Raw genomic sequence first — 24,373 nt, forward strand, 5'->3', positions numbered from 1 at the left:
TTCTATTCTACCGTTACGCTTTTAGCCAAATTTCTTGGCATATCCACATCATTGCCAAGTCTTATGGAAATTTCCATCGCCAAAAGTTGAGTAATGACCATCATTTCAAAAAATTCACACATATAATGATCTTGCTCATTGGTTTTTATAAAATCATCACTTAAATCAAATTCTAAAGGTGAAATGCTAAGCACTGTAGAATCCCTAGCAATAAGCTCTTCAACATTTGATTTTGTTTTTTCATAAAGCATGTGCTTTGGCATTAAAGCTATAGTATAAAGCTTAGAATCAGCCAAAGCAATAGGGCCATGTTTCATCTCTCCTGCAGGATAACCCTCAGCGTGAAGATAAGATAATTCTTTAAGTTTCAAAGCTCCTTCTAAAGCCAAAGGATAAAACACATCTCTGCCTATAAAGAAAAAGCCATGTCCATCTAAATAACGCTTGGATAAACGATGAATTTTTTCATGTAAAGCCTGTTTTACACTCACGCAATTTGGAGTATGCAAAAGTGCTTTAATTTCAGCAGAAACATTTAAATTTCTTTTTTGTGCCATAAAAATAGCAAGCATCCAAAGTGTTAAAACCTGAGTAGCAAAAGCTTTAGTTGAAGCAACTCCTTTTTCTATGCCCGCACGAGTTAAAAGACTTAGATGTGCTAAACGCACTATATTAGAATTATCCACATTGCAAATTGCAAAAGTCTTAGCACCCTGCTCTTTTGCAATCTTTAAAGCCTCTAAAGTGTCTGCTGTTTCTCCACTTTGAGAAATAACGATAAATAAAGAATCTTTTTTTATAATTGCTTCACGGTATCGAAATTCACTTGCAATTTCTACTTTAGCTTTAACTTTAGCAATTCTTTCAAACAAATAAGCACTTGCCATTGCAGCATGATAGCTTGTTCCACAAGCACAAAGCGTGATTTCATCTACTTGACTTAAATCTTCATTGTTTAGCTCATCAAAAACGACTTCATCGCCTTGAATACGCCCCATTAAAACTTCACTCATCACGCGACTTTGTTCATAAATTTCTTTTTCCATAAAAAAACGAAAGCCGTCTTTTTTTGCATAAGCCTTATCACCTGAAAGCTTAGAAAAACAAAGTGATTTTAAAATATCATTTTCATAAACGACAAGCTCATCTTTACTCGCGTATCCCAAGCTTAAATCTTCAAGATACATTACCTCATCACAACTTCCTATCAAAGGCGCATCACCTGAAGAAAAATACCATTCTTTATTTGCATTTTTACCGATAATCAAAGGAGCAGCATTTTTTGCAAAATACACATGATTGGGATCTTTTTTTGTTACTAACAAAGTAGCAAAAGCACCGCGAAGTTCTTTGATGGTTTTTTGCCAAGCTTCAAAAACTCCCAAATTTCTTGCATAAAATTCAAAAAGCTGAACAATCACTTCTGTATCTGTTTGACTTAAAAAACTCACGCCTTCTTTTTCAAGTTTATCTTTAATTTCTTTATAATTTTCTATAATACCATTGTGAATCACGCAAGAATACTGTCCTAAATGAGGGTGTGCGTTGATTTCAGTAGGTTTACCATGGGTTGCCCATCTTGTATGACCTACAGCAAAACCATAACCTTGACTTTCAAAATCTGTGCATTTATTCGCCAAATTTTCAAGCTTTCCTACAGCTTTAAAAAAACTAAGTTCGCCTTCTTGCATCACTGCCATACCCGCACTATCATAGCCACGATATTCTAATTCTTTAAGTCCATTTAGTATAATTTGTTTTTTTTCATTATTTCCTATATAGCCTACGATTCCACACATTTTTTTACTCACTTATTAATAAATTAACTAACTTTTGCTCGCTATGTTCTAATTTTTCATTCTTTTGAAAAATAAAAATATTACGCGTCCTTTGTCTTATGGTTTGAATTTTTGCTGCACATAAAACAAGTTCAAGTTCATTAAAAACATTCATCAAATACGCCATTAAACCCTGCTGATCTTTAGTATTAAGACCTAATTTGGCATACATTTTAGAATAGTTTAAGTCTAATTTTAACTCCTCTTTTTTAATGATTGGCTTTTTAATTTTTTTCAAATTAAAACCAGAAAGATTTGAATTTAAAAGCTCACAAAGTTTTAGTTTTTGCTCATCACTGATAATATTATCATATTCAAACCTTAAATAAATTTTATCATCAAAAAGTTCAAAAAAATTCATGAAAATAAGATTTAAATTTGTTAAAGAACTTAAAATAATGGCAATATTAAAATGAAGTGGTGCAACAATTTGCAAACTAAGATTTGTTTCATTACTAAACCAAAATTTAAAATCATTTTCTTTGGCTAATTTAGAAATCATAACAATATCTTCAAAAGTATTTTTTATAATAAAAAGATTTGATTTGATATGTATGATTTTATCCTGCAAAATTTCATCTTGCTCTAAAAAAATCTTACTTCTTTTAAGTGTTAATTCTTTTTTTACCCTTCTTGCACTTTCTTCAAGTAGATTTTCATCTTCAAAACCTTGTTTTGCATTTTCTAAAAGTTTATCAAGAACTCTAAAATAAAAAGCATTATAATTTAAAGCCTTAGCCTTTAGCCAAGTTAAAGTATATAAAAGCTCTAAATTTTCTAAATTTTCTAGCTTAGAAACCAAACTACTTACAACAATAGGATTGTATATATCTTCTTTTTCTACAAGATCTTTTAAGGCATTATTGTTTTTAAATATTTTAAGACCCCATTCTAAAATTTCATTCTTTAAATCAAATTTGGAGCAATACGCTCTATATATGCCTGCTAAAGAAATTTCATTTTCACTTTCTATAGCACTTAAAAGTATTACGAGCTTTAAAATCATTTTTTCATCGGTTTTAAGTTTTTGGAGTGTCTCAAGCTCATCTTCGTATTTTTCAAATTCACTTAACATAAGAAAAACTTGCTCATCAAAACTATAATTTCCTTCTTCATCGCTTAAAAAACGAACTGTCCAAAAAGGCTTGCATAAATCTTTTAAAATTCCACTATCAAGCAAAAGTTTTAAAACACAAAAACTATGCCTTTTATAAAAAATTTTCTCAAAAAGTATTAAAGCTTTTTCTATATCTTTTTTACCGTATTTCAATCTTCTTAGGGCAAAAACCAAGTGAAGATCGAAAATAACCTGTTTATCTTCAAGTTTTAATAAGTATTCTAAAACTTCCACAAGAGTTTTAAATTTATATTCTTGTTTAAGAGTATGATTTAATCCATCTTGAATTTGCTTTGCTAAAAAGTGTGTATAAAAACCTATAGTATGCATACTTTGTAAAGCCTTTTGAACCAACAACTCATTTGCTCCAAAATGTTTTTTAGCTTTTTTATACATTAATTCACTCAAATCATGAACATTAATAAGTAAAAACTCATCCTCATCTTTAGCACTTAATAAATTCATCGCTGATTTTAAAGAAAGTAAAAAATCTCCAGCTAAACGCAACTCGCTTAAATTTTTTTCATCTATAAAATTTAAAGCATAATTTTTTGGAGAAGTCTTAAAAAGAACAAGCAAACTCTCTAAGGATCTTAAATGATTTAATCCGCCAAAATCTTTTAAGATATTAAATTCCTGCTTTATAAATGGAATATCAAATTCTTTAAAATTTTCTAGCAAAAGCTTGGCAAAATCATTTTTATTTTCTTTTAAAATACTCTCAAATTTTGTCTTAATCCCTTTAAATAAAATCCTAGAACCACATATGAAACGAGTTTGTATTATAGAAGTCTTAAGCTCATTGCTAGCATTATAAAGTCCGTTAAATTCTAAGATAACAGAGTCAATTTGCAAATGCGCATCATTTAAAATTTCGATAAAAGCCTTAATCATAGGTTTTAAATGAAAAGCCTTAATATCTTTATAAACAAAAATCAAAGAAATACTTTCATTAAAACAAAGACTATTATTTGCATATGCTTTGCTTGCTAAAACACAAAAAGGGATATTATCACCTGGAGGTGAAAAATCATCAAAATAATCTTTAAGAACTATATCATAAGCTTTTTTTATGAAATTATCCATATTTTTAGAATGATATAAGCTAAACGCCCCTTGCTTAAGAAAAAATTTTCTACAACTTTGGGTATAGGAACTAAGATTTTTTTTAAAAATTTCCAATTCTTTATTTAACAAAATTTCTACTCTCTTTAAATTTTAATATTTTAATAATAATCTTAACAAAAATATCTTTTATTTTGGCTTTTTCTATAAACTCTTTTTCAGTAAGCAAAAATTATAATGCTTTATTTAAAAACAGCAAAAGAGTAAAATTAAAATGAAAAATTTAATCACCAAACTAGAAAATGAAGAAAGATTAAACCAAGAAGAAGCCAATGCACTTTGGGATCTAGATCTTTTTACCTTAGGCAAATACGCTCACAAAAAACGCACTAAACTTCATGGAAAAAAAGTCTATTTTAATATCAATCGCCATATCAACCCAACTAATATCTGTGCAGATACCTGTAAATTTTGCGCCTTTTCAGCGCACCGAAAAAATCCTAATCCTTATTTGATGACTCATGAAGAAATCATGAAAATCGTCGATGAAACCGTAAAACGAGAAACCAAAGAAGTGCATATCGTTTCAGCTCACAACAAAGATACAACTTGGCAATGGTATTTAGAAATTTTTAAAATGATAAAAGAAAAATATCCTAATCTTCATGTAAAAGCTATGACTGCTGCTGAAATTGATTTTTTACATCGTCGTTTTAAAATGAGTTATGAAGAAGTGATAGAAAAAATGCTTGAATACGGCGTTGATTCCATGCCAGGTGGTGGAGCTGAAATTTTTGATGAAGAAGTGCGTAAGAAAATTTGTCATGGAAAAGTTAGCAGTGAAAATTGGCTTAAAATTCATAAACTTTGGCATGAAAAAAGCAAGCAAAGTAATGCTACCATGCTTTTTGGACATATAGAAGAAAGACATCACAGGATCGATCATATGTTAAGACTGCGTGATCTTCAAGATCAAACCGGTGGATTCAATGCTTTTATCCCTTTAGTTTGGCAAAGGGATAAAAGCTTTATACAAACTGATAAAATCATGGATAGTGAAGAAATTTTAAAAACCATTGCCATTTCTCGTTTAGTGCTTGATAATATCAAAAATATCAAAGCTTACTGGGCAACAATGACTTTAAATTTAGCCATGGTAGCACAAGAATTTGGAGCTAATGATTTAGACGGCACTATAGAAAAAGAAAGTATACAAAGTGCAGGTGGTGCAAAGTCCGCCAAAGGCACAAGTTTAAAAACTTTTATCGATATGATAAAAACTTCAAATCTTATTCCTGTAGAACGCGATAGTTTATACAACGAGCTAAAAACCTACTAAGGAGAAAAAATGAGCTTTTTTAAACTCAAAGAAAACAATACGAGTTTTAAAACCGAAGTTATAGCAGGACTTACTACTTTTTTAGCTATGGTTTACATTATCCCCGTAAATTCTAGCATAGTAGGAAATACAGGAATGCCTATAGAAGCTTTAATCACCGCAACAGCTTTAATTACCATAGTTGCAAGTGCTTTTAATGCTTTTTTTGCCAATACTCCTGTAGCTATGAGTGTAGGAATGGGTTTAAATGCTTATTTTACCTTTGCGGTTTGTTTAGGTCAAAACATAGCTTGGCAAAGCGCCTTAGGAGCTGTTTTTATTTCAAGTATTATTTTTCTCATACTTTCTTTTACGCATTTTCGCCTTTGGGTAATCCGCAATATCCCAAAAGATTTACGCCTTGCAATTTGTGCGGGCATAGGTTGTTTTATTGCATTTTTAGGCTTAAGTCAAATGGGTGTGATAATGCATAATAAAGATACCTTAGTCAGCATAGGAAATTTCAAAAGCCCTCATGTGCTTTTTGGAATTTTCACTCTAGCTTTAATCATCTTTTTTTGGGCTATAAAACTTCGCGGAGCTTTTATTTTGGGGGTATTAGCAAGCTCTATTATTGCTTGGATTTTCCATTTAGACAATGCAAGTTTTCCTGTGCAAATCTTTTCTTGGCCAAATTTTAGCATGGAAAATGGTTTAGGAGCCATCTTTTTACAACTTAATATCAAAAGCGCCTTAAATATTACTATGATACCTATAATTCTTACTTTTTTTATCACTCAACTTTTTGATAGCATAGGAACTATCACAGGTGTGGGTGAAAGAGGAAAGATTTTTGATGATCCCAAAAATGGAGAAAAAAAACTAAGCAAAACCTTAATGGCAGATGCAACAGGATCAGCCTTAGGAGCTATGACAGGCACTTCTACAGTTACAGCCTTTGTTGAAAGCACTACAGGGGTTGAAAGCGGAGGAAGAACTGGGCTTACAGCTTTAGTTGTAGCTATTTGTTTTGCTTTTACACTTTTTTTACTGCCACTTTTTAAAGCCATTCCTGCAAACGCAATATACCCCGTACTTGTAATGGTTGGAATTTTAATGTTTATGGAAGTTAAAAATATAGATTTTAAAGATAGTGCTATAGCTGTAGCAAGCTTTTTTACTATTATCATGATGCCTTTTACTTACTCCATCACCACAGGTTTTGCTTTTGGTTTTCTTTCTTATTTACTTGTAAGAATTTTTAAACGCGAATGGGATAAAATCAATCTTGGCATTATAGTTTTAAGTTTATTATCTTTGGGTAATTTTTTACTTATGGCACTACAATAAATAAGGATATATAATGATATTTTACTCCTATGAAGAATTTAAAGAAGATGTAAAAATTCTTGCTAAAGAAATTAAAGAAGATTTTAACCCTGATGCACTTTTAGCTATAGCAAGAGGGGGGATGAGTTTAGGACACTCTTTAGCAGTGGCTTTAAAAACGCGTCAACTTTTTGCTTTAAACTCAATTCATTACGATAATACGAAAAAACTTGATACTATTGAAATTTTTAACATTCCCGATTTAAGCAAGCACAAAAAAATTCTACTCATTGATGATATAGTAGATAGTGGAGAAAGTTTAGCAGAAATAAAAAAAGTTTTGCTTGAAAAATTTCCTCATATAGAACTTAAAATTACAACCATTTTTTACAAAAAAACCGCTCTTTTAGAGCCTGATTTTAAAGTAAAAGAAGCTACTGAATGGGTGGATTTTTACTGGGATATAAATCTTGATTAAAAATTTGCTATAATTTTACTTTTAAAATTTTTAGGAGTTTTTGCTTGAGAATAAAATTTATATCTTTTATTTTAATTTTTTTTACTATTTTTGCTTTTGCTAAAGAACAAAATTTAGATGATTTTGAACAAGAATACCAAAACTATCAAGTAAACGATCCACTTTCAGGATATAACAAAGCTATGACAAGCTTTAATGTGGCTTTGTATGATTATGGTTTGCGTCCCGTTCTTAAGGGCTATAACGCTATCACTCCTGAATTTATAAGATTAGGGGCAAGAAATTTCTTTGATAATTTACTTGCTCCTTTGCGTTTTGTAAGCAATGTTTTGCAGTTTAAATTTGAAGAAGCTGGAGAAGAATTTAAAAGATTTACCGCCAATACCATCATGGGTTTTGGTGGACTTATGGATGTGGCATCAAAAATGGGTCTTAAAAAACATCCCGCGGACTTAGGAACCGTTTTGGCTCACTGGGGTGTAGGAAGCGGTTTTCATATTGTCTTACCTATACTTGGTCCTAGCAATCTTAGAGACACTCTTACTTTACCTGCAACTTGGTATGCAAGTTTTACCGCTTACATTGATCCTACTTGGGCAAGTATAGCTATAAGTGCTTATGGATTTGGTAATGAACTTAGTTTTAGGCTTGATGAAATTGATGAAATTTATCACAACACGCCTAATTTATATCCATTCTTGCGTGATGCTTACGAGCAAAGACGCAATGAACTTAGCAAATAAAGGAAATTAATGAAAAAAATATTTTTAATCTTGACTTTATTTTTTAATGCTTTTGCCTTACAACTAGATGAAATTTCTAGCACTATGCAAAAAAACATTGATGCAAGCTTAAAACTTTTACAAGATAACAAAGAAGACAAAAAACAAGCTGCTAATGGAATTTTTAAACTTTTTGATAGCATAATAGATTATAAACTCATGGCGAAACTCAGTCTTTCGAAAAATTATTCTAAATTAACCCCAAAAGAACAAGAAAAATTTACCACAGCCTTTGAAACAAGTCTTAAAAAAAGTTTTACCGATAAACTCAGTCTTTATAAAGATCAGGTTTTAAAGGTCAAAAATGGTGAGTTAAAAAATGAAAAACGCTATTTTTTAACCACTTCTATGGTAGTAGATGGGGAAGAAAAAAATATCATTTTCAAATTTTACAATGATAATAACAACTGGCTTATTTATGATGTAGATGTTTTAGGTGTGAGTATAGTACAAACTTATAGATCACAATTTGGAGATATTTTAGCCAACCAAGGCTTTGATGCCCTACTTCAAAAACTTGAAAGTATTGTCATAGAATAATGTTTGCAAAGCTTTTAAAGTTTTTTATTTCTCGTCCAAAAAGTACTTTTTTTGGAACGTTGTTTATATGCCTGTTTTTAAGCTTTTTTGCTTTTAAGCTTAGCGTAGATGCAAGTGCTGAAAGTTTACTTTTAGAAGATGATGCAGATTTAAAAACTTTTAGAGAAATTTCAAAACATTATAAAAGTGATAATTTTTTACTTTTAGCCTTCAAACCCTATGATGAAAAACCTTTTTCAAATGAAAATTTAGCCAAATTAAAAAAACTTCATGAAGAATTAGAAAAAGCCCCTTTAGTAGAACGCGTTTTTAGTATCATCAATGCCCCTTTGCTTCAAAGTTCGCAAAATACGGATTTAAAAGAACTTTTAAAAAATATCCCAAATATAGAAAGCCAAGATATAAACCGCACAAAAGCCCAAAATGAAATTTTAAATAGTCCCTTTTATAAAAATAATATCATCTCAAAAGATGGAAAAGTAACAGGGCTTATTATTTACTTAAAGCCTGATACAGTTTATAATAATCTTATAGAAAAACGCGATCTTGCTACCGATGAAAAAGAAAAAGATCAAATTCGTCTTGCCATAAAAGAACATCAAGACAAGCAAAAAGTTATCACGAAACAAAGTCTAGATACTATTAAAAGCATAGTTCGAAATTATGAAAAAAATAAAGATACGCTCTACCTTGGTGGCGTAAGCATGATCGCTGATGATATGATAGCTTATATAAAATCTGATCTTGTGCTTTATGGTGTTTCTCTTGTATTTTTACTAGGACTTGCACTTTATTATTTTTTCCGCTCATGGCGCTTTGTTTTTTTACCTCTTTTTATTTGTTTTATAAGCTTAAGTGCGGCTAGTGGAGTTTTTGCGCTTTTAAATTTTCAAATCACGGTTATTTCATCAAATTACGTTGCTTTGGTTTTAATTATCACCTTAAGTGTAGTTGTTCATTTGATCACGCATTTTATCGAAAGCACCCAAAATCATCCCAAAGCTAAAGTTGAGCGCATAGTGCTTGAAACCTTACTAGCGAAAGCAAATCCTAGCCTTTATGCCATTGTTACAACGATGATAGGATTTTTTTCTTTAATCCTATCAAATATCGAACCTATCATAAAACTTGGCATTATGATGAGTATAGGTATAGGTTTAGCTCTTATCTTTAGTTATTTGTTTTTAGCAAGTATCTTAGTTCTTTTAAAACCAAAAAATTATCATAAAAAAGAGTTTAAATTTAATCTTTTAGCCTTTTGCGCCAAAACCGCTCTTGATCCTAAAAAGCGTCGCATGATTTATGAAATTTCAGTTCTTGCTATAATCTTAGCTTTAATAGGCATTTCAAAACTCAGAGTTGAAAATTCTTTTGTCAATTATTTCAAAGATGGTAGTGAAATCAAAAAAGGACTTTTGGTTATTGATAAAAATCTAGGTGGAACCTTACCTTTAGAAGTGATCATTCGTTTTCCAAATAATAAAAACGATCAAAATGCAAGCGATACTCTTGATAGTTTTGAAAGTGAATTTGAAAATTTAGCCACACAAGAAACTTATTGGTTTGACTCTAAAAAAACACGCATTGCAAAAAAAGTTCATGAATTTTTAGAAAACAAAGAATTTGTAGGTTCGGTTTTAAGTCTTAATAGTCTTTTAACCCTAGGGAAAAATATTAACGATGGAAAAGAGTTGGATGATTTTGCCCTTGCGTTTTTAAATGAAAATTTGCCTGCCAAATTTAAACAAGACTTGCTTTCACCTTTTGTAAGTATAGAAAATAACGAGTTAAGATTTAGCATGCGTATTGTTGATTCTGATCCGAATTTAAGACGTAATGAGTTTTTAATAGATCTTAAAAAACAGCTCAACGAGCTTGTAAAAAATGATGGAGTAGAAGTTCAAATCACAGGCATAATGGTGCTTTATAATAATATGCTCCAAAGTCTTTTTTCATCGCAATTTGATACTCTTATATTTGTAATTTTAGCTATTTTTATACTTTTTATCATTGTTTTTAGAGATTTAAAATTTTCAGTTGCGGCTATATTGGTAAATGTTATTCCTTTAAGTGTGGTTTTTGCTCTTATGGGGCTTTTAGGTATTCCTTTGGATATGATGAGTATTACTATAGCTGCTATTGCTATAGGCATAGGCGTTGATGATGCTATACATTATATTTATCGTTTTAGAGAAGAAATTAAAAACAAAAGCCTAGAAGAAGCCATTATGATTTCTCACCTTAGTATAGGTTCGGCACTTTATTATACTACCATTAGCATAGTTTTAGGTTTTAGTGTTATGATGAGTAGTAATTTCATTCCAACAATTTATTTTGGAATTTTAACCGTTTTTGTAATGATTTTGCTTTTAAGTGGAAGTTTGTTCTTATTACCAAGCTTTTTAATCACTATTTATTCTAAGAAAACCAAGTTTCCAAACCAACATAAAGAGCATATATTAAAACAATAATAGCTATATATTTTAAAAAATTTTTCATTTTTATCCTTTATTTAAAATCTTTAAAATGATTTTTGCAAGCTCTAAAGCTTTAAAACGATGAGAGATATTATTCTTCTCATCCACGCTAAGCTGGGCTAAGGTTTTATCAAAACCCTTTGGAATAAAAAGGCTATCATAACCAAAACCATTTTCACCTTTTTCTGTATCTATTACTTTTCCATGCATGGTTCCATGCGTACTAAATTCCCCCATCAAACCTACCATAGCAATAGCAGCAACATAATATGCCTTACTTTGTTTAAAACCTTTTTTTATCATTTCATTGACAAGTTTATCACGGTTACTTTTATCATCGCCCTTACCGCTAAATCGAGCAGAATAAATTCCTGGATTTCCTTCTAAAACATCTACACAAATGCCACTATCATCACTTAAAGCGATAAAATCTTTTTTTTGCTTTTCATCCAAAGCATTAAAAACCGCTCTTGCTTTAATCAAGGCGTTTTCTTTAAAAGTTTTTCCATTTTCTTCAATCTCAAAAGGCATTAAAACTTCATCAAAAGCATAAATTTCAAAATCTTTTAAAATTTCTTTAAGTTCTAAAACTTTATGTTTATTGCTCGTAGCTAGGATAATCTTCATAACAAAAGCTCCAAAATAATATCAAAAACAAAAATATGATTTTATAAAATTTATCCTTGTGCGTAGCTTTTAAATACAAAATGGTAAAACGATGTTAATCAATGCTTAATCCATTTCATAGTAAAATTATCCTAATTTAAATTTCAAATTTAATAGGAAATTGATAATGCTAAATAATGTCTTACCCTTATCTTTCATAGTTGGAACAAGATTTTTTGGGCTTTTTATAGTTTTGCCAGTTTTAAGCCTTTATGCTTTAAAACTTGAAGGTGCTAATGAATTTTTAGTGGGACTTTTAGTTGGTGTTTACGCCTTAACCCAAATGATTTTACAAATGCCTTTTGGGATTTTAAGTGATAAAATTGGTCGTAAAAAAACCATGCTCATTGGACTGATTATTTTTATAATAGGCTCTTTAATCTGCTCTTTTGCAGAAAATATTTACACCATGCTTTTAGGGAGAATGCTCCAAGGTGCAGGAGCTATTGGAGCAGTAGCTACGGCAATGATAAGTGATTTTATCACAGAAGAAAATCGTGGTAAAGCCATGGCGGTAATGGGTTCTTTTATAGGACTTAGTTTTGCAGCTTCTATGGTAATTTCTCCTTTAATGAGTGCAAAATGGGGTTTATCTAGCCTTTTTGATCTTAGTGCGGCTTTGTCTCTTTTATGTATAATTTTACTTTATACCGTTGTACCTAAAGAAAATAAAATCACTCATGAAAATGAAAAAACTCCTTTTTTTCATCTTATTAAACAAAAAAATTTAGCCCTTATGAATCTTACTAATTTCATGCAAAAAATGCTTATGAGTATAGCATTTTTAAGTATTCCTATTATTCTAGTAAAACATTTAGGCTTTGCTTCTGATAAACTTTGGATTGTTTATAGCGCTTCTATGGTAGCAGGTTTTATCGCTATGGGCTTTGCTGGAAGTTTAGGCGAAAAAAAAGGTTTAGCTAAACAAATTTTACTCTTAGGAATTGTTTTTTTCATACTTTCTTATCTTTTTTTTGCTTTTAGTAATTCTATTGATTTTTTTATCATAGCAGTTGTGATTTTTTTTATAGGTTTTAATTTACACGAACCTATTATGCAAAGTTGTGCATCAAAATTTTGTAAAGTTCATGAAAAAGGTGCAGCATTAGGGTTATTTAATGCTTTTGGATATGGTGGAAGTTTTATAGGTGGTATTATCGGAGGGATATTTTTACATCTAGATACCTTAAATCTTTTAGCTATTATTTTAGTAATTTTAGCTCTAATTTGGCTTGTGGCATTATTTTTCTTAAAAAATCCAGCTGATTTTAAAAACCTTTATCTACCTTTAGAAACGCCTTTAAATTTCAGTACTTTTGGTGAAAATTTAGGGGTTGTAGATATTTATAAAAACTCTAAAAATCTTGTTGTTAAATTTGATAGCAAACTTACAAGTAAAGAAGAATTAGAAGGCAAATTATGAAAAAAATATTATTTTTATTCTGTTCTTTTTTTCTAGCTTTTGCAAAACCAAGTCTAGAGATACCCAAGCTCTCAAAACAAGCAAAACAAAACTTTATTTTAGAAAATGTCAAATTTAATTATAATGGCACAATATATAAAATTTTTATAGCTAAAAACAAGAATGAAAACTCAAATTATAAATATAAAATCATTTATTTACTCGATGGAAATGCCTTTTTTCCTCTTTTTTTAAATCTTTTCAACACTCCTGTCAAAGAAAATCTTTTAATTATTGGAATAGGTTATGATAATAATTTAGCTTTTGATACACAAAAACGCACTAAAGATTATACGCCTACAACAAATTTAAATAAACAAGGTGGAGGTAGTAAAGAATTTAGAAATTTCTTAATAACCCAACTCATCCCTTATATCAACAAAATGTATCCTATTGATTTTAGCCATCAAATTCTCTTTGGACATTCTTTTGGAGGACTTTTTGCCATTGATACACTTCTTTATGATAGTAAGATTTTTAGTCATTATTTTATTATTTCACCTTCTTTATGGTGGGATAATAGTGAGTTTTTACCTAATATCATAAAATTACAAACTTGCCCTAAAATTTACATCGGATTAGGTTCATTGGAAACAAATTCAAGTATTATCAAAGGTGTAGCTAAGCTCAATGCTCAAAAACTTAGCGAAAAAATATCCAAAGAAACTAATTGTAAAACTCATTTTAAACTTTTTAAAAATGAAACTCATGGAAGTGTCATATCTAAAGCTATGCTGTGGATGAAAAAGCTTCTTGATCTTAATTAATCATTGCTTTTATCATCACTTTTGCCTTGCAATCTGCACAGCAATAAAGTGTTTTGATTTTATTCTCATCATTACCAAATTTAGGTTTCATTAAATTGGCTATTTTTTCTACGGCTTTTTTGGTCGCAAATTCTTTACCACATTCTATACAGGCAAAAAGCTCATCTTTTGCCATGGTTTGATATTCAAAATAAGAAGCTCTAAACTCCATTCCACTACGAAATAATTTTAAAGTATCTTTTTCAGCACAACTTAACTCACAATACCCACAAGTCGTACAAAGAGAAGCATTAAATTTCAAAGCATTTTCTTGTTTATCAGCGATTAAAGCTCCTACATTACAGGCACCCACACAAGAAAGACAAAGCGTACAGGTGTTAGGATTGATTTCTACCTTACCATAACGCAACCATTCGCCACTTTCCATACTGCCAAAATCTTCATTTTTTATCATTTCCTGCATTCTTTTGGCAAAATTTTCTCTTGTAGTTAAGGTGTTATTATGAAAATCATATTTTAAATCTTGTATGAATTCTTGCTCTTTTAAAACATTTTGCAATTCTTTTTCATCTTTAGCAACAAAAATAGCTTTTTTTTGAAATTTTCTCTCAAAAAAAGTATTTAAAAGTACAATAGCCTCGTTGCTACCACGAGATACAAAATCCGTATAAAAAACCAAATTTGCTCCACTATTTTGCAAAAGCGTTAAAAAATGCATAGAAGAAAGCCATTTTTCACCCTCTATCATAAAGGGTAAAACATCTTTTGGTAAAGCAAGATTTAAATTTTCTAAAGACATTTTTTTAGGAATGATTAAAATTTTTTTATCTTTATAAAACTCACAAAGGGTAAAGAAACTTTCTCTTGGCATAGGAGCATAATCAAGCGATCCGCTAGGACACACGCTAATACATCCTCCACAACCCAAACAATCCACTTGAGAAAATTCCAAATGTTTGTTTTCATCATCTTTTAAAATCGCCACAGTAGGACAAATTTCAGCACATTTTGCACAATGCTCACTGCGTCTTTCGTGGTATTGACACACACTAGCATTATAGCTAATATAAGTTTTATAATGATATTTTGGACTTTTGCTTTGCAAAAACTCAAACAATACTTCAAGATTTTCAAAATTTAAAAGATTATAACATCCACTTTGTCTTGTAAAATCTTTACGCACAACGCTTAAATCCTCAGCTTTAAAAAGTAAAAAATCAAAATCTATTTCCACTTCTTCGCCTTGATTTTTAACCACAGCACAAAGCTCCCCTACACTTCCAAAAACAGCTAAAATTTCTGCACTGCTTAAAGCAATAACCTTAAATTCATGTTCTTTTAAAAACTCTACAGTTTGAGCGTCACCATCTGCGACAATCAAACGATTTTGCACTTCTTTGCTTTGTTCTAAATCAAGCCCCAAATCATAAACGCTAGCTCTTGCTTCATAAAGCGTTAAAACATTTTTACTTTGCTCTAAAATTTCATCTTGAGAATTTTTAAGATAAAAATTAATCTCAGGGGCATAAATTTGTGCTTTTTGATTTTTATCATTGCAAATTAATGCTTCTTTATCATTTGCCTGATCTAAAATTTCAATAGCATCAGGCAAAGGGATTAAAACATCATTTTTTATATAAACAAAATCTTGCATTGTCTTCCTTAATCTCTTTAAAACATCATTTTATAAATTCTATGTTAAAATAACCAAATATTTTCTTAAGGCTTAAGATGAACAAATTTAGAACTTTTCCACAAATTAACACTCTTATTGAAGATGAGAGTTTAAAATCCTATCCTTTTTATATCAAAGCATTTTTTTGTAAAAAAGTTGTCGCAAAACTAAAAGAAAATTTTTTCCAAGATGAAATTTCTAAAGATAAACTACTTTTAGAAATCAAAAAAGAAATCAAAACTTTTTACCGCAAAGATTTACAAAGTGTGATTAATGCAAGCGGAGTGGTTATACACACAAACCTTGGTAGAAGTGTAATCCATGAAGAACTTTATGAAGCGTGTAAAGATATCATTTGTAATTATTCTAATGTAGAGTTTGATTTAGAAAATGGAAAAAGAGGCTCTCGCTATGCTTTGGTACTAGAAAAACTTAAAATGCTTTTTGAATGTGAAGATGCTTTAGTGGTCAATAACAACGCTGCGGCAGTTTTTTTAGTGCTTAATTCTCTTTGTTATGATAAAGAAGTCATAAGCTCAAGAGGAGAACTTGTAGAAATTGGCGGAAGTTTTCGTGTGCCTGAAGTGATAAAAGCTGCAGGTGTAAAGCTTTGCGAAGTTGGAACTAGTAATAAAACACACTTAAAAGACTATGAACAAGCTATCAATGAAAATACCGCTCTAATTTTAAAAACCCACAAGTCTAATTTCGCTCTTATGGGTTTTCACAGTGAAGTAAATATAAAAGATCTACATGAACTAGCAAAAGAAAAAGAGCTTTTGAGTTATTATGATCTAGGTTCTGGCTGGTGTGAAAATTTAAATGAAAAGCTGATTAAGAATGAACCTAAAATCAGAAAACTCGTGCAAGAATGTGATATTTTAAGTTTTAGCGGAGATAAACTTTTTGGCAGCGTACAAGCGGGCATTATACTTGGAAAAAAAGAACTCATAGAAAAACTTAAACAAAATCAACTTTTAAGAATGCTAAGAGTGGATAAATTAACCCTATCTTTTTTAAACGAAAGCTTAAAAGCTTATTTACAAAAAGATTATGAAAAAATTATTACCTTAAAACTTTTAAATGATGACTTATCCTTTATAGAGAAAAAAGCTTTAAGAGTGCAAAAAGAATTAAAATTTCAAACCCAGCTTAAAAAAAGCAAAAGTTTAGTAGGAGGAGGTTCTATGCCTGATAAAAGTTTAGATACTTATATACTAACTTTTCAAGGAGATGCTTTAAAACTACAAACTCGATTTAGAAAAGAAAATATCATAGGACGCATTGAAAATGATGAATTTGTTCTTGATTTTAGAACTATACGAGAAAATGAACTTCAAAAACTTATTCTTACAATCAATCAAATGGAAAACTTATGAAATCTGTTATTATAGGAACCGCAGGACATATTGATCATGGAAAAACTTCACTCATTAAAGCTTTAAATGGTTTTGAAGGCGATAGTTTAAAAGAAGAACAAGAAAGACAAATCACCATTAATTTAAGTTTTTCAAATCTTAAATTAAAAGATAAAAACATTTCTTTTATCGATGTTCCAGGACATAAAGATTTGGTTAAAACTATGGTAAGTGGAGCTTTTGGCTTTAGTGTTTGTTTATTTGTCGTAGATATTAACGAAGGTTTAAAAGAACAAAGTTTAGAACATTTAGAAATTTTAAAAATTCTTGATATTAAAAATATCATTTTAGTGCTTAGCAAATGTGATCTTTGTGAAAATATAGAGCAAAAAAGTGTAGAAATTTTAGAAGAGTTAAAAAATTTAGATTATCCCATTTTAAAAGTATTTCACACCAGTATAAAAAATAATCAAGGCATAGAAGAATTAAAAAATTATCTTTATACCATAGAAAACAAAGAAAACGATGAAGAACTGATTTTTCATTATTATATCGATAGAGTTTTTTCTCTAAAAGGCATAGGAACTGTCGTTACAGGCAGTCTTAATGAAGGAAGCATCACTTTAAATGAAAAAATCATCTGTTTAGACACTCAAAAAGAACTCATTGTTAAAAATATACAAAACCACGATACTAATTTAGAGCAAATCAAAGCTTGTAACCGTGTGGCTTTAAGTTTAAATTGTGATTATAAAGAGTTGAAAAAAGGTTATTTGCTAAGTAAAAAAGGTTATTTTAAAGCCTTTAAAGAATGTGATGCTTTAGTTAAAGCAAAAAATTTACAAAATAGCAAAATGATTTTTTGTGTAGGTTCAAGACAAATAGAATGCAAAATAAATATATTAAAAAAACTAGAAAATGATGAATTTTTTGTGCATTTTAGTTTTGATAAAAATGTATTTTTAAGTTTTGATGAGGCTTTTATTTTATTACAAAATAATCGTGTTATAGGCGGTGGTAAGGTTTTAAATCCTTTAAGCGAACCTTTAAAAAAAGAACAAAAAAATAAATTTTTAATGTTTTTGAAAAATAAAGATTTTAAAGCAGCTTTTTCTTTCTTAAAAGACGCACATAAATACGGCTTTGGTTTGCTTTCAAGCTATCAGAGATTTAAACTCTCTCATCAAAAAGCATTGAAATTAGCAAAAGAATTAAATCAAGTATTTGTTGATGAAAAAAATCTTAATGTATATCATTTACAAAGCCTAGAAGAAATTAAAAATTTCATCAAATTCATACTTGAAAAAAATCCTTATGCCATGCTTTCAGCACATTCTTTAGCTTTAAGGATTACTTGGGCAAGTGAAAATTTTTGCGAACTTGGGCTTAAAGAAATGTCAAATTTATTGGATTTTCAAAATGGAATTTATTTTAAAAAAGGTATAGATTTTGAAAAACTTCAAGAAAAAAACAATAACCAAATGTATGAAATTTTAAAAAAACAAGGTATTAAACCCGAAGCTCCTTATAATCTTTATGATTTTTTAGAACTTGATAGAAAAAGCGGAGATAATATACTCAAAAAACTTACCCAAAAAGGCTTGGTTGTAAGACTTTCACACAATCTTTTTATAGAAAAACAAGCTCTTGAAAAACTTATGCAAGAATGTTTAAATTTATTAAAAAATCAAAGTCTTGATGTGCAAAGTATGAAAGAATATTTTAATCTTTCAAGAAAATATGCTATTGCTTATTTAGAATACTTAGACAAATTTCCTCAAGTAAGTAAAGAAGCTGAAAAAAGATTTTTAACAAACATTTAGAAAATCATTATAGAATTAAACATAATTTATTTAAAGGATTTATAAACTATGAAAAAATTAAGTTTAATTCTTGTCTGTTCAGCATCTTTGTTTGCTGCAAGTAATTCAGAAATTAGTGATTTTTATTCAAAAAGCATTAAAGCACAATTTCCAAATGCTACCGTTAGTGTATCAAATCGTCAAAAGGTTGGTAATACGGGTTTTGAAAGTGTTATTGTAAGCGTTGAATTAAATGGACAAAAACAAGAAAACATTCTTTTTACAAAAGATAGTCTTATTACCCCTGATCTTATCGACTTGAAAACGGGAATTTCTTATGCTCAAGAATATGAAATGAAAAAATTTCAAGAAGCAAGAGAAAATTTTACAAAAAATGCTAAAGCTGTAGCACAAAAAGAAACCATGGTAATAGCTTTGGGAGATAAAAATAAACCTGCAATTTATGTTTTTTCAGATCCTGAATGCCCTTATTGTAGAGAACATTTAGCTCAAATTGATGATGAACTTAAAAACTATCAAGTTAATTATATTTTAACTCCAGTACATGGAAAATCTGCTTTTGAAAAATCCGCTCTAATCTACAAGGAAGCAAAAAAAGCAAAAAATGATAAAGAAAAAATCGCAATTTTAAACAAATACTATGATGCAAATATCAAAAATTATCCAAAAGTAAGTGATGCAGAATTAAAAGAAGTTTTTTCCTTATATGAAAAATATCGCTCATTAGGTCTTAGCGCTACTCCAACTATTATTAAATAAACCTAATGTCTAAATTTGCTTTAATTTTAAGCTTTTTTATAGCACTCTTTATGAGTGCTTGCACCAATGCAACTTTCACACAAAGCTTTATTCAAACAAGCAATGAAGGCATTTTTATCAGATCACAAAAACAACAAAGTTTTAAAATTTCCTTTCAAAATCCTAGTCAACTTCAAACTACTCTAGATAGAGATTTGGCTTTAAAACTTAAAAATTTAGGCTTAAAAGAAGTAAAAGAGAATGCAGATTATGAAATTTTAATCAATCTTGTAGATATGAAAAAGCATTCTTATGCTCAAAAAATCACAACTTCAGCAAGATTTTTTTATGATTTTGATCCTTTGGAAAGCGATGGAGAATGGATGGTAGAAAACTACTATACTATGCAAGTTAATTTACAAATCAACTCTAAAAATCACAATTCTCAAAAAACAAGTCTTCTTGCAAGAACAGCTTATCTTGGAAATAAAGAACGCTGTCAATTATCTTTAGAAAATAAAATTATAAATCAAATAGTGAGTTTTTTTTATTTTTAAGAAAAGACAATCAAGAGTATAAAAACTCTTGATTTTAAGAATTATTAAGCAAAATAAGGTTTGATTTGTTCTACCCAAGCATCAATTCTTGATTCAGTTTGATCTTCTTGATTATCATTGTCAAGAGCAAGTCCAACAAATTTACCATCTACAACCGCATCGCTTGCTTCAAATGTATAACCATCAGTTGAAACTTCTCCTACCAAATTTGCACCTGCATCTTTTAAATTTTGAGCTAATTTACCCATGCCGCCACAAAAAGTGTCAGAATAACTTTCACTATCACCCATACCAAATACAGCTACAGTTTTTCCACCAAGACTAAGCCCTGAAAAATCAAAACCATCCCAATCATCTTGTAAATCACCACTTCCCCAAGTTGAAGTTCCACAAATTAATTTATCGTAAGAATTCATTTTAGCTGCATCAATATCTGAGATATTAAAAACATCGCTAATTCCAAGTTTTGAAGCAATTGTATTAGCCGCTCCTTCTGTATTTCCCATAGCACTACCATAGATTACTGCTACTGACATTATTTTCTCCTTATAATTTGATTTGATATTTTATACGGAACTAATTTTAACATAGTTTTGTTTAAATCACACAAAAAATGTTTTATTTCAATAAAATGTGTGAAATTTTTGTTACGCGGACAAACAATATAAAATTTTTCAAAATTATTTTCTTTTATTAAATTCAATAATTCATAAATTTCATTTTCAATTTCTAAATTATGTGTATTAATCTCTTTGCAAAGTGGCAAAATTGCAAATTTCTTATCTATTATAATAAGATCACCATCTTGATCTATATTTTTTCCATTATTTTGAAAAGAAACCTTATCATAAACATAGGAGCTAAATAAAATTTGCGCATCAAAACAAATGCCATAAAGATAAATTCTTAAAAGTCTTAAAAGATCGACATTCTTAGATATTTTAGTATTAAAAATCAAGCTTTTTCTTTTTTGAAAGTAAAAAGCGTATGTATTAAGCTTGATATTTATATTTTGAATCTTACCAAATGAAACATGCATTATATTATGCAAAAAATTTCCAAATATCATTTTTAAACTCTTGGTATTTTTTGCATATAAAAGAGGAATTTTTAGAGCACTATCAACGCTCGCATTATATTGAGTTAAAAAAGTCAACATAAGCTCTTGATTGTTTAAATAGCGATAAATTTGCGGTATAAATTCTTGCTTATCATCAAATCCAAATAACATCTTTAACCTTTATAGCAAGAAAATTCTTTATTAAGATTAAAAATTTTACAATATTCACAATACACACAACTTACACTTCTTTTTGCACAAACTAATGGAATTTTACGCTTTTTAGCTTCATTTTTGATTTTTTTCATAGTATTATGATTTAAAAAGCTTGTTAACATTACTATACATTCTGTATCACAAGGAATCGGCTTGCGATTAACTCTATTTTCATTACGTGCATCCCAGTGTTCTATTTTTTTAGCACCTAAATCATGTAAAACAGCTCTAATAGGAGTGATTTCATCTGCACCAATAACCAAAACTGACATAAATTCTCCTTTGTGATTTTTAAAATATATTTTGATAATTATTATTATAATATAAAAAAACTAAATTTATTTTGAAATTTATTATCAATAAAATGCAATTATTCAGTTAATTTTAATTTTTAATAGATATAATTTACTAATTAATAAAATTTATTATTTAGGAGAAAACAATGAAAAAATTGACTAACGATTTTGGAAACATTATAGCTGATAACCAAAATTCATTAAGCGCAGGCGCAAAAGGACCTTTACTTATGCAAGATTATCTTTTGCTTGAAAAACTTGCTCATCAAAATAGAGAAAGAATTCCAGAAAGAACCGTTCATGCTAAGGGAAGTGGAGCTTATGGCGAAATAAAAATTACAGCAGACTTAAGTGCTTATACCAAAGCTAAAATTTTTCAAAAAGGCGAAGTTACTCCATTATTTTTACGCTTTTCAACAGTAGCAGGTGAAGCAGGTGCAGCAGATGCTGAACGCGATGTGAGAGGTTTTGCTATTAAATTTTACACTAAAGAAGGAAACTGGGACTTGGTAGGAAATAACACTCCGACATTCTTCATCCGCGATGCTTATAAATTCCCTGATTTCATCCATACTCAAAAAAGAGATCCAAGAACTCATCTAAGAAGTAATAATGCTGCTTGGGATTTTTGGAGTTTATGTCCTGAAAGTTTACATCAAGTAACCATTCTTATGAGCGATAGAGGAATTCCTGCAAGTTATCGTCATATGCATGGATTTGGAAGCCATACTTATAGTTTTATTAATGATAAAAATGAAAGATTTTGGGTGAAATTCCATTTTAAAACCCAACAAGGGATTAAAAATCTTACCAACCAAGAAGCTGCCGAGCTTATAGCAAAAGATAGAGAAAGTCATCAAAGAGATCTCTATAATGCTATAGAAAATAAAGATTTTCCAAAATGGAAAGTTCAAGTTCAAATTCTTGCTGAAAAAGATATAGAAAAACTTGGATTTAATCCTTTTGATTTAACAAAAATTTGGCCTCATAGTTTTGTACCTTTGATGGATATAGGCGAAATGATTCTAAACAAAAATCCTCAAAATTATTTTAATGAAGTTGAACAAGCTGCCTTTAGTCCAAGCAATATCGTTCCTGGAATTGGCTTTAGCCCTGATAAAATGTTGCAAGCTAGAATTTTTTCATATCCTGATGCACAAAGATATAGAATAGGAACTAATTATCATCTTTTACCAGTAAATCGTGCAAAAAGCGAAGTGAATACTTACAATGTCGCTGGTGCTATGAATTTTGATAGTTATAAAAATGATGCTGCTTATTATGAACCAAACAGCTATGATAATAGCCCAAAAGAAGACAAAAGCTATCTTGAACCTGATTTAGTCTTAGAAGGCGTAGCACAAAGATATGCTCCACTAGATAATGACTTTTATACTCAACCAAGAGCTTTATTTAATCTTATGAATGATGATCAAAAAACTCAACTTTTTCATAATATCGCCGCTTCTATGGAAGGAGTTGATGAAAAAATTATCACTAGAGCTTTAAAACATTTTGAAAAAATTTCACCTGATTATGCAAAAGGAATTAAAAAAGCTTTAGAAAAATAATTTTTACTTGCCACTTTTGGTGGCAAACTAAAGATTATAATAATTAAGGAAAAACAATGACAACTCTTAGTTTAGAAGAAGAAAAAAGATTTGAAGAGCTTTGTAAAATGGCTTTTAATTTTGCAAGAAATAATGAATATGAAAATCTTAAAATCATGATAGAAGCAGGTTTAAATGTAAATTTAAAAACTCATAAAGGCGATAGCTTGCTTATGCTTGCAGCTTATAATAATTCTTATGAAAGCGCTAAAATGCTTTTAGAAAAAGGTGCAAAAGTAGATGAAAAAAACGATCGTGGACAAACCCCATTAGCGGGAGTTTGTTTTAAAGGATACTTACCTATGTGTGAACTTTTAGTTAAATATGGAGCAAATATTGACGAAAATAATGGTTTAGGAATGACACCTTATACCTTTGCTATTATGTTTGGACGCAAAGATGTGGCAGAATTTTTACTCAAAAAATCTAAAAATAATTTTTTAAAGAAAATGAGCCTAAAAATACTAAAATTTATCAAAAAATTTTAGTTATTTTTTAAATTTCTTCAGATACCTATAAACACTAGGTTCTGAAATTTTTAAAAATTTTGCTACGATAGGAACCGCTCCTTTTATATTAAAAATACCTTTTTCATATAGCTTTTCAGCAATTTCTTCTTTTTGAGCAATGCTTAATTGATAATCAGAATTTAAATAACTAGAATCTACACTTTGAACTAAAATATCCTCTATCGAGTGACTTAATGTTTCTATGCTTGAATCATTTTGAGAAAAACTAATATTTCCTAAAATATCACCCATATCTCCAATTTTTTCTAAATCAATCATCTTGCATATTAAATCTCTCATAATGCTAGTATCATGATTGATACACAAAATACCTACTAATTTGTCATGATTTTTAATAAAAAAAGTAGATCCTCTAATTAATTTTGATTTTCCAACAAGAGCCTTATAATCACATAAAAAATCTTTTTCTAAATATTTTTTATTTTGCATAAGCTCACTTGCAAAAGCAGTCAAGGGAGAATCTAAACTTCTCCCACTAATGTGATTGTTAGCAATTGCCGCAATATAGGCCCCATCTTCAGTAATTACATGAAAAACTATCTCATATTGCTCACCTAAAACTTCTCCTAAAAAATATGTCAACTTTATAAATTGTTGTTTTTGTCCCTCATCCATAAAACTGCCTTCAATAAAAAATTAATATAATATTAAATTCTACTCTTTATACTTTA

General features: G+C 29.5%; 22 protein-coding genes. 14 read left to right on the plus strand and 8 right to left on the minus strand.

Annotation, left to right across the window (positions count from 1 at the left end):
* Positions 1-2: 2 nt before the first annotated feature.
* Together glmS and FBF20_RS06975 are read right to left on the minus strand one after the other, a co-directional pair.
* Positions 3-1,799: a glutamine--fructose-6-phosphate transaminase (isomerizing) gene (gene glmS, locus FBF20_RS06970; RefSeq protein ID WP_002855784.1), complete on the minus strand. Its 1,797-nt coding sequence runs from the start codon at positions 1,797-1,799 to the stop codon at positions 3-5.
* Positions 1,800-1,803: 4 nt separating this feature from the next.
* On the minus strand, positions 1,804-4,152 hold the full coding sequence (locus FBF20_RS06975; RefSeq protein WP_002898705.1) for a hypothetical protein: 2,349 nt from the start codon (positions 4,150-4,152) through the stop codon (positions 1,804-1,806).
* 142 nt (positions 4,153-4,294) lie between these two features.
* On the opposite strand from FBF20_RS06975, the gene mqnE reads away from it, so the two are divergent.
* The 6 genes from mqnE to FBF20_RS07005 are packed head-to-tail and all read left to right on the plus strand — an operon-like array spanning position 4,295 to position 10,938.
* On the plus strand, positions 4,295-5,359 hold the full coding sequence (gene mqnE / locus FBF20_RS06980; RefSeq protein WP_002858079.1) for an aminofutalosine synthase MqnE: 1,065 nt from the start codon (positions 4,295-4,297) through the stop codon (positions 5,357-5,359).
* Between the two features lie 9 nt (positions 5,360-5,368).
* On the plus strand, positions 5,369-6,688 hold the full coding sequence (locus FBF20_RS06985; protein WP_002889957.1) for an NCS2 family permease: 1,320 nt from the start codon (positions 5,369-5,371) through the stop codon (positions 6,686-6,688).
* Between the two features lie 13 nt (positions 6,689-6,701).
* Entirely contained in the window at positions 6,702-7,145 is a 444-nt protein-coding gene (locus FBF20_RS06990) for a phosphoribosyltransferase family protein (RefSeq protein ID WP_002852389.1), read from the plus strand.
* A 44-nt stretch (positions 7,146-7,189) separates the two neighbouring features.
* The gene (locus FBF20_RS06995; RefSeq protein ID WP_002853724.1) at positions 7,190-7,888 is read left to right on the plus strand and encodes a VacJ family lipoprotein; all 699 of its coding nucleotides are present in this window, start codon (positions 7,190-7,192) and stop codon (positions 7,886-7,888) included.
* A gap of 9 nt (positions 7,889-7,897) precedes the next feature.
* Positions 7,898-8,467, plus strand: coding sequence for a phospholipid-binding protein MlaC (locus tag FBF20_RS07000; RefSeq protein WP_002852394.1), 570 nt, complete (start codon positions 7,898-7,900; stop codon positions 8,465-8,467).
* Positions 8,467-10,938 (plus strand): RND family transporter, encoded by a 2,472-nt coding sequence (locus tag FBF20_RS07005; RefSeq protein WP_002858465.1) that lies wholly within the window; start codon positions 8,467-8,469, stop codon positions 10,936-10,938. The genes FBF20_RS07000 and FBF20_RS07005 overlap by 1 nt, the downstream gene beginning before the upstream one ends.
* A 30-nt stretch (positions 10,939-10,968) precedes the next feature.
* Here FBF20_RS07005 and rdgB read toward each other — a convergent pair whose 3' ends face one another.
* The gene (gene rdgB, locus FBF20_RS07010; RefSeq protein WP_002853680.1) at positions 10,969-11,571 is read right to left on the minus strand and encodes an RdgB/HAM1 family non-canonical purine NTP pyrophosphatase; all 603 of its coding nucleotides are present in this window, start codon (positions 11,569-11,571) and stop codon (positions 10,969-10,971) included.
* A 166-nt stretch (positions 11,572-11,737) separates the two neighbouring features.
* Here rdgB and FBF20_RS07015 point away from each other — a divergent pair, with 166 nt between their 5' ends.
* Positions 11,738-13,033 (plus strand): MFS transporter, encoded by a 1,296-nt coding sequence (locus FBF20_RS07015; RefSeq protein ID WP_002857990.1) that lies wholly within the window; start codon positions 11,738-11,740, stop codon positions 13,031-13,033.
* Positions 13,030-13,839, plus strand: a complete 810-nt coding sequence (locus FBF20_RS07020; protein WP_002855690.1) for an alpha/beta hydrolase — start codon at positions 13,030-13,032, stop codon at positions 13,837-13,839. The genes FBF20_RS07015 and FBF20_RS07020 overlap by 4 nt, the downstream gene beginning before the upstream one ends.
* On the opposite strand, the gene FBF20_RS07025 is transcribed toward FBF20_RS07020, so the two are convergent.
* On the minus strand, positions 13,832-15,493 hold the full coding sequence (locus tag FBF20_RS07025; RefSeq protein ID WP_002857979.1) for a 4Fe-4S dicluster domain-containing protein: 1,662 nt from the start codon (positions 15,491-15,493) through the stop codon (positions 13,832-13,834). The genes FBF20_RS07020 and FBF20_RS07025 overlap by 8 nt on opposite strands.
* 77 nt (positions 15,494-15,570) lie before the next feature.
* Between FBF20_RS07025 and selA the strand changes: the two genes are divergently transcribed.
* The 4 genes from selA to FBF20_RS07045 are packed head-to-tail and all read left to right on the plus strand — an operon-like array spanning position 15,571 to position 19,990.
* Positions 15,571-16,893, plus strand: a complete 1,323-nt coding sequence (gene selA, locus FBF20_RS07030; protein ID WP_002858009.1) for an L-seryl-tRNA(Sec) selenium transferase — start codon at positions 15,571-15,573, stop codon at positions 16,891-16,893.
* Positions 16,890-18,695 carry a selenocysteine-specific translation elongation factor gene (gene selB / locus FBF20_RS07035; RefSeq protein WP_002857930.1) on the plus strand — a complete coding sequence of 602 codons (1,806 nt, stop codon included), beginning with the start codon at positions 16,890-16,892 and terminating at the stop codon, positions 18,693-18,695. The genes selA and selB overlap by 4 nt, the downstream gene beginning before the upstream one ends.
* A 48-nt stretch (positions 18,696-18,743) precedes the next feature.
* Positions 18,744-19,454, plus strand: a complete 711-nt coding sequence (locus tag FBF20_RS07040) for a DsbA family protein (protein WP_002858436.1) — start codon at positions 18,744-18,746, stop codon at positions 19,452-19,454.
* Positions 19,455-19,459: 5 nt separating this feature from the next.
* Positions 19,460-19,990, plus strand: coding sequence for a lipoprotein (locus FBF20_RS07045; RefSeq protein ID WP_002858393.1), 531 nt, complete (start codon positions 19,460-19,462; stop codon positions 19,988-19,990).
* Positions 19,991-20,034: 44 nt separating this feature from the next.
* Here the strand turns inward: FBF20_RS07045 and fldA are convergent, their stop codons facing one another.
* From fldA to FBF20_RS07060, 3 genes are read right to left on the minus strand one after another with little or no spacing between them, the layout of a single operon-like run.
* On the minus strand, positions 20,035-20,526 hold the full coding sequence (fldA, locus tag FBF20_RS07050; protein ID WP_002855629.1) for a flavodoxin FldA: 492 nt from the start codon (positions 20,524-20,526) through the stop codon (positions 20,035-20,037).
* Positions 20,526-21,221 carry a hypothetical protein gene (locus FBF20_RS07055; RefSeq protein ID WP_002855633.1) on the minus strand — a complete coding sequence of 232 codons (696 nt, stop codon included), beginning with the start codon at positions 21,219-21,221 and terminating at the stop codon, positions 20,526-20,528. Before FBF20_RS07055 ends, fldA begins: the two co-directional genes overlap by 1 nt.
* 2 nt (positions 21,222-21,223) lie before the next feature.
* The gene (locus tag FBF20_RS07060) at positions 21,224-21,538 is read right to left on the minus strand and encodes a DUF2325 domain-containing protein (protein ID WP_002855637.1); all 315 of its coding nucleotides are present in this window, start codon (positions 21,536-21,538) and stop codon (positions 21,224-21,226) included.
* 170 nt (positions 21,539-21,708) lie between these two features.
* Between FBF20_RS07060 and FBF20_RS07065 the strand changes: the two genes are divergently transcribed.
* The gene (locus FBF20_RS07065) at positions 21,709-23,133 is read left to right on the plus strand and encodes a catalase (protein ID WP_002856117.1); all 1,425 of its coding nucleotides are present in this window, start codon (positions 21,709-21,711) and stop codon (positions 23,131-23,133) included.
* A gap of 56 nt (positions 23,134-23,189) precedes the next feature.
* The gene (locus FBF20_RS07070) at positions 23,190-23,660 is read left to right on the plus strand and encodes a Cj1386 family hemin-binding protein (RefSeq protein ID WP_002855628.1); all 471 of its coding nucleotides are present in this window, start codon (positions 23,190-23,192) and stop codon (positions 23,658-23,660) included.
* Here FBF20_RS07070 and FBF20_RS07075 read toward each other — a convergent pair whose 3' ends face one another.
* Positions 23,661-24,317 (minus strand): transcriptional regulator, encoded by a 657-nt coding sequence (locus FBF20_RS07075; RefSeq protein ID WP_002855654.1) that lies wholly within the window; start codon positions 24,315-24,317, stop codon positions 23,661-23,663.
* Positions 24,318-24,373: the final 56 nt, after the last annotated feature.

The organism is Campylobacter sp. CFSAN093259 (genome assembly GCF_012889985.1).
GTDB lineage: Bacteria > Campylobacterota > Campylobacteria > Campylobacterales > Campylobacteraceae > Campylobacter_D > Campylobacter_D jejuni.